Genomic DNA, 6,172 nt, shown 5'->3' with positions numbered 1-6,172 from the left:
CCACCGGACTGGTGGATCCGCAGGTGGAAGTGAGGCCGGCTACCCATCAGGTCGACGACGTGCTGCAGGAAATCCGCATCCGGGTCGAAAAGAATGAGCGGGTGTTGATCACCACGCTGACCAAGYGCATGGCCGAGCAGCTGACGGATTACCTGAGCGACAACGGCGTGAAGGTGCGTTATCTGCACAGCGACGTGGACACGGTCGAGCGCGTGGAAATCCTGCGCGACCTGCGGCTGGGGGCCTTTGACGTACTGGTGGGTATCAATTTGCTGCGCGAAGGGCTGGACATTCCTGAGGTGTCGCTGGTGGCCATCCTGGACGCCGACAAAGAGGGTTTCCTCCGTGCAGAGCGCAGCCTGATCCAGACCATTGGCCGGGCGGCCCGCAACCTGAACGGCCGTGCGATTTTGTATGCAGACCGCATCACGGACTCCATGAAAAAAGCCATGGACGAGACCGAACGGCGGCGCAACAAGCAGATTGCCTTCAACCTGGAGCACGGCATCACGCCGCGCAGCGTGGTCAAACGCATCCGCGATTTGATCGACGGCGTCTACAGCGAGAAATCCGGCAAGGAAGCCGAAAAAATCGAGATGCAGAAGGCGTTGGTGGAAGACATGAGCGAGAAGGATATTGCCCGCGAAATCAAGCGCCTGGAAAAGCAGATGATCGAACACGCCAAGAACCTCGAATTCGAAAAGGCCGCCCGGGTCCGGGACCAGCTGCACATCCTCAAGGAACAGGCTTTTGGTGCGCCTGGCACCGATAATGTCGTGCCGCTGACCTCTGCAGGCCAAGCCCGCGCCTAGATCCACCAGCCCCCTGGGTTCATTTAATGCACCGAAACGGTGCATTAAATGGCTCTGCCTACGGGTTAGTCCCCATGTTTGGGGCCGTCTCAGCGGGAAAAACCCTGCTTGTGTTATACTTGACGAAAACAGTCAAGAACAATACCAGAACAACAAAAGCCCCCGCGATACCGGTTGACTGACCTGGGCGGCTGGAGGAAGAGTTCCCTGTAAGCCACAAGCTTTCAGGGTGAAAACGACAGTCAAGCCATTTAAAGGAGCTTGTTATGCGCCTCACGACCAAAGGCCGCTTTGCGGTCACCGCGATGATTGATTTGGGATTGCGTCAGAACAACGGCCCGGTCACGTTGGCCGCTATCAGCCAGCGCCAGCAGATTTCCCTTTCCTACCTCGAACAGCTGTTCGGCAAACTGCGCCGTCACGAACTGGTGGAATCCACCCGTGGCCCCGGCGGCGGTTATACGCTGGGCCGCAAGGCTTCCGAGATCACCGTGGCTGACATCATCGTGTCGGTGGACGAGCCGATCGACGCCACCCAGTGTGGCGGCAAGGAAAACTGCCTGGGCGAAGGCGGCCGCTGCATGACGCACGAGCTGTGGGCTTCACTGAACAGCCGCATGGTGGAGTTCCTGGACTCCGTGACCCTGCAAAAACTGGTGGAAGACCAGCTCGCCAAGGGCGTGGTGATCGAGAATACCCCGCAGGTCAAAAAAGCCATTTTCACAGCGCCGGTTGTCAAGCCGATCCGCGTGAATGCGCCGAACTCGGTCTTCGCACTGGGCAATRCATTTTCCAAATCCTGATGGAGCGATGCCGGGCGTCTGCCCGGCTTCATCCCTTTGTGACCCGATTGCATTGACTTCATTGATCGCGCTGCCAGCCAGCCTGTGAATTTAAAGAGCTAGCCACATGGACACCCCTCACTTTCCCATCTACATGGACTACAGCGCCACGAATCCCTGCGACCCGCGGGTAGTGGACGCCATGATTCCCTGGTTGCGCGAGCATTTCGGCAACCCCGCTTCGCGCAGCCATGCCTGGGGCTGGGAAGCAGAAGCCGCCGTCGAGAAAGCGCGTGAGCAGATCGCCGACCTGATTGGTGCCGACCCGCGTGAAATCGTCTGGACCAGCGGCGCAACCGAGTCCAACAATTTGGCTCTGAAGGGTGCGGCCCATTTCTACAAGACCAAGGGCAAGCACATCATCACGGTCAAGACCGAGCACAAGGCCGTGCTGGACACCTGCCGCGAACTGGAACGCCAGGGTTTTGAAGTGACTTACATGGACGTGCAAGCCGACGGCCTGCTCGACCTGGAGGCGTTCAAGGCCGCTATCCGCCCCGACACGATTCTGGTTAGCGTCATGTTCGTCAACAACGAAATCGGCGTAATTCAGGACATCCCGGCCATTGGTGCGCTGTGCCGTGAAAAAGGCATCATCTTCCATGTCGATGCCGCGCAAGCTACCGGCCGTGTTGATATCGACCTGGCGACCTTGCCGGTCGACCTGATGAGCCTGACCTCGCACAAGACCTATGGCCCCAAGGGCATTGGCGCCTTGTATGTGCGCCGCAAGCCACGCGTTCGCCTTGAAGCACAAATGCACGGTGGCGGCCATGAGCGCGGCATGCGTTCGGGCACCTTGCCCACGCACCAGTGCGTCGGCATGGGCGAGGCCTACCGCATCGCCAAGGCCGAGATGCATGAAGAGAATAAGCGCATCCTGGCCCTGCATGAGCGCATGCTCAACGGGCTCAAGGATGTGGAAGAAGTGTTCCTCAACGGCCATGCAGACAAGCGCGTGCCGCACAACCTGAACATGAGCTTTAACTTCGTCGAAGGCGAGTCGCTGATCATGGGCATCAAGGGTCTGGCCGTGTCCAGCGGCTCGGCCTGCACGTCGGCCAGCCTGGAGCCCAGCTATGTGCTGCGCGCCCTGGGCCGCAGCGACGAACTGGCGCACAGTAGCCTTCGCATGACGATTGGCCGCTGGAGCACCGAAGAAGAAATTGACTACGCGGTCGCCACCATCAAGGAAAACGTGGCCAAACTGCGCGAACTGTCTCCCCTGTGGGAGATGTTCAAGGATGGCGTGGATCTGTCCACCATCCAGTGGGCCGCCCACTAAGGCCGGCCCGCAATTCAAGACAGCTTAAAGAGGTAAACAAAATGGCATACAGCGAAAAAGTGGTAGACCACTACGAAAACCCCCGCAACGTTGGCTCCTTTGAAAAGGGCGACGAATCGGTAGGCACCGGCATGGTTGGTGCACCGGCCTGCGGCGACGTGATGAAGCTGCAAATCAAGGTCAACCCGGTGACGGGCGTGATTGAGGACGCACGTTTCAAGACCTACGGCTGCGGCTCCGCGATTGCTTCCAGTTCGCTCGTGACCGAGTGGGTCAAGGGCAAGACGCTGGACGAAGCGGCAAGCATCAAGAACAGCGCGATCGCTGAAGAGCTGGCGCTGCCGCCTGTGAAGATTCACTGCTCCATCCTGGCGGAAGACGCCATCAAGGCCGCCGTGAACGATTACAAGCAAAAGCACACGCACTGATCAACGCATCACCCGTCACCTGTTTTTTTCGAGTGATTTAAATGTCCGTTACCCTCACTGACGCTGCAGCCCGACACGTGACCCGCTACATGACCAAGCGCGGCAAGGGTGTGGGCGTTCGCCTTGGCGTGAAGACCACCGGCTGCTCCGGCCTGGCTTACAAGCTGGAATATGCCGACGAGATCGCACCGGAAGATGTCGTGTTTGAAGACAACGGCGTCAAGGTGCTGGTCGACCCGAAAAGCATGGCCTACATCGACGGCACCAAGCTGGACTTTGTGCGTGAAGGCCTGAACGAAGGCTTCAAGTTCATCAACCCCAACGAGCGTGATCGTTGCGGCTGTGGCGAAAGTTTCCGGGTTTGACGGGCGAGCGGTCGATCGCGTGCTGCACCCTTACTGAAGCCGCCTCCACTGATTGTGCTGGCGGCTTTTTCTCGGCATGAATCTCCAATCCAACGACTTCGAGCTTTTCGGTGTTCCCCAGCGCTTCGCGCAGGATCGCGCGACGCTTGACGCGCGCTGGAAGGATTTGCAGCGCGAAGCGCATCCTGACAAATTCGCGGCTCAGGGTACGGCCGCCCAGCGTGTGGCCATGCAGTGGTCGGTGCGCATCAACGAGGCCTACCAGCGGCTGAAAGACCCGCTCAAGAGGGCGAGCTATTTGTGTGAGCTGAACGGTGCGCCCATTAACGCCGAAAACAACACCGCCATGCCGCACGACTTCCTGATGCAGCAGATGCAGTGGCGCGAAGCGCTCGACGATGCCGAAACAACTGAAGATTTTGAAGAAATAGCCTCCCAAGCCACAGCTGACGAGCGCAAGCAGCTATCAAAAATAGAGCAACTGCTGGACGTGGACAAGGACTTTCCTGCCGCAGCCCAGCAGGTCAGAAGCCTTATGTTTATTGAGCGCTTTGCCAGTGAGGTTGATGCACGCATCGACCAGCTGGGACAATAAAGCATTACAGAAAAAGTACGACAACCGCGCATGGCACTCCTGCAAATTTCCGAACCCGGCCAGACGCCCGACCCGCACCAGCGACGCATCGCGGTGGGGATTGACTTGGGCACCACACATTCGCTGGTCGCCAGCGTGCGCAGTGGTGTGTCTGAATGCCTGCCCGATGAGCAGGGGCGGGTGCTGCTGCCCAGCGTGGTGCGCTACCTTGAGGACGACAAGCGCCAAATCGGCTATGAAGCCCTGGCCGCGCAGGTGGAAGATCCGCGCAACACCATCTCTTCTGTCAAGCGTCTGATGGGCCGCGGCATTGACGACATCGGCAGCCGCGCTCAGTTGCCATACGAGTTGAACGACAAGCCGGGCATGGTCACGCTGCAGACTGTCGCCGGCGAGAAAAGCCCGGTCGAGATCAGCGCGGAGATTCTGGCCACGCTGCGTTACCGCGCCGAAGACACTTTTAATGACGATATTTATGGCGCCGTAATCACGGTGCCGGCCTACTTTGACGACGCCCAGCGTCAGGCCACCAAAGACGCTGCGCAACTGGCTGGCCTCAATGTATTGCGCCTGCTTAATGAGCCCACGGCCGCTGCCATTGCCTATGGACTGGACAACGCCAGTGAAGGCGTTTACGCCGTCTATGACCTTGGCGGTGGCACTTTCGATATTTCCATACTGCGTTTGACCCAAGGCGTCTTCGAGGTGGTGGCCACGGGCGGCGATTCCGCGCTTGGTGGCGACGATTACGATCGCGCGCTGGTCGACTGGGTGCTGGCCAAGGCGGGCCTTGCAGCGGATGCGCTCACTCCGTCTGACAAGGCGGCACTGCAGCGCACTGCGCGCAATTGCAAGGAGGCGCTTTCAGCTGCCAACCCTGTGCCTTTTTCGGTGCAACTGGCCAAAGCCCTCGTCAACTTCGAAATGAAGGCGGAAGATTTTGAAACCGCTACCGCCCACCTGACCCAGCGTACCCTGGCGGCCGTTCGCAAGGCACTGCGCGATGCCAAGCTGGCGAAGGAAGATATTCAGGGCGCAGTGCTGGTAGGTGGCTCCACACGCATGCCGCAGGTGCGCAAGGCGGTTGCCAGTTTCTTCGGGCGCGAGCCGCTGGTTAATCTCAACCCCGATGAAGTGGTGGCGCTGGGTGCGGCCATTTCCGCCAACCAGCTCGCTGGCAACAACACTGGCGCCGACCTGCTGCTGCTCGACGTGATCCCGCTGTCGCTGGGCATCGAGACCATGGGCGGGCTGGTTGAGCGCATCGTGCCGCGCAACCAGACCATCCCCACGGCGATGGCGCAGGACTTCACCACCTACCAGGACGGCCAGACCGCGCTGGCGCTGCATGTGGTGCAGGGCGAACGCGACCTGGTGGCCGACTGCCGCAGTCTTGCCCGTTTCGAGCTGCGCGGCATTCCGCCCATGGTGGCGGGCGCTGCCCGTATCCGCGTGACGTTTACCGTCGATGCCGACGGCCTGCTTAGCGTGAATGCGAAAGAGCAGGTCAGCGGTGTCGAGGCGCGCATCGACGTGAAGCCCTCCTATGGCCTGTCGGACGACGATATTGCGCGCATGCTGCAAGACAGCTTCTCGACCGCCCAGCAAGACATGCAGGCTCGCGCACTGGCCGAGGCCCAGGTCGATGCCGATCGAATGATTCTGGCTGCGCAAAGCGCGCTGGCGGCGGATGCCGACTTGCTGAGCCCCAATGAGCGGGCGCAGATCGACAGCCTGATCGTCGGTCTTGCCGACATGCGTGCCCACGGTGATGCGGCCGCAATCGAAGCAGCCACCCAGGCGCTGGCCAAAGGCACCGAAGGCTTTGCCGCCCAGCGCATGAAC

General features: G+C 60.1%; 7 protein-coding genes. All 7 read left to right on the top strand.

All coding sequences use genetic code 11. The features are described from left to right. On the top strand, positions 1–812 hold an 812-nt coding region (locus AC1DWI_RS11235), incomplete at its 5' end, for a helicase-related protein (RefSeq protein ID WP_477724844.1). A 266-nt stretch (positions 813–1,078) separates the two neighbouring features. After that, on the top strand, positions 1,079–1,615 hold the full coding sequence (iscR, locus tag AC1DWI_RS11230) for a Fe-S cluster assembly transcriptional regulator IscR (RefSeq protein WP_477724843.1): 537 nt from the start codon (positions 1,079–1,081) through the stop codon (positions 1,613–1,615). Between the two features lie 106 nt (positions 1,616–1,721). Then, entirely contained in the window at positions 1,722–2,939 is a 1,218-nt protein-coding gene (locus tag AC1DWI_RS11225; protein WP_477669132.1) for an IscS subfamily cysteine desulfurase, read from the top strand. A 41-nt stretch (positions 2,940–2,980) separates the two neighbouring features. After that, positions 2,981–3,367 (top strand): Fe-S cluster assembly scaffold IscU, encoded by a 387-nt coding sequence (gene iscU / locus AC1DWI_RS11220; RefSeq protein ID WP_122956871.1) that lies wholly within the window; start codon positions 2,981–2,983, stop codon positions 3,365–3,367. A gap of 41 nt (positions 3,368–3,408) precedes the next feature. Continuing rightward, complete coding sequence (gene iscA, locus AC1DWI_RS11215) at positions 3,409–3,732, top strand: iron-sulfur cluster assembly protein IscA (RefSeq protein WP_074575253.1); 324 nt, start codon at positions 3,409–3,411, stop codon at positions 3,730–3,732. A gap of 76 nt (positions 3,733–3,808) precedes the next feature. After that, on the top strand, positions 3,809–4,327 hold the full coding sequence (gene hscB / locus AC1DWI_RS11210) for a Fe-S protein assembly co-chaperone HscB (RefSeq protein ID WP_477669133.1): 519 nt from the start codon (positions 3,809–3,811) through the stop codon (positions 4,325–4,327). 30 nt (positions 4,328–4,357) lie between these two features. Beyond that, positions 4,358–6,172, top strand: a 1,815-nt coding sequence (hscA, locus tag AC1DWI_RS11205) for a Fe-S protein assembly chaperone HscA (RefSeq protein WP_477724842.1), incomplete at its 3' end; no start/stop codon positions are given.

The organism is Polaromonas sp. P3_C2, from assembly GCF_056402675.1.
This window is presented reverse-complemented; position numbering and strand designations above follow the sequence as displayed.

Bases quoted from the DNA above. Each gene is read 5' to 3' on its own strand.
- AC1DWI_RS11225 (WP_477669132.1), top strand. From the start codon at position 1,722: ATGGACACCCCTCACTTTCCCATCTACATGGACTACAGCGCCACGAAT.
- iscU (WP_122956871.1), top strand. From the start codon at position 2,981: ATGGCATACAGCGAAAAAGTGGTAGACCACTACGAAAACCCCCGCAAC.
- iscA (WP_074575253.1), top strand. From the start codon at position 3,409: ATGTCCGTTACCCTCACTGACGCTGCAGCCCGACACGTGACCCGCTAC.
- hscB (WP_477669133.1), top strand. From the start codon at position 3,809: ATGAATCTCCAATCCAACGACTTCGAGCTTTTCGGTGTTCCCCAGCGC.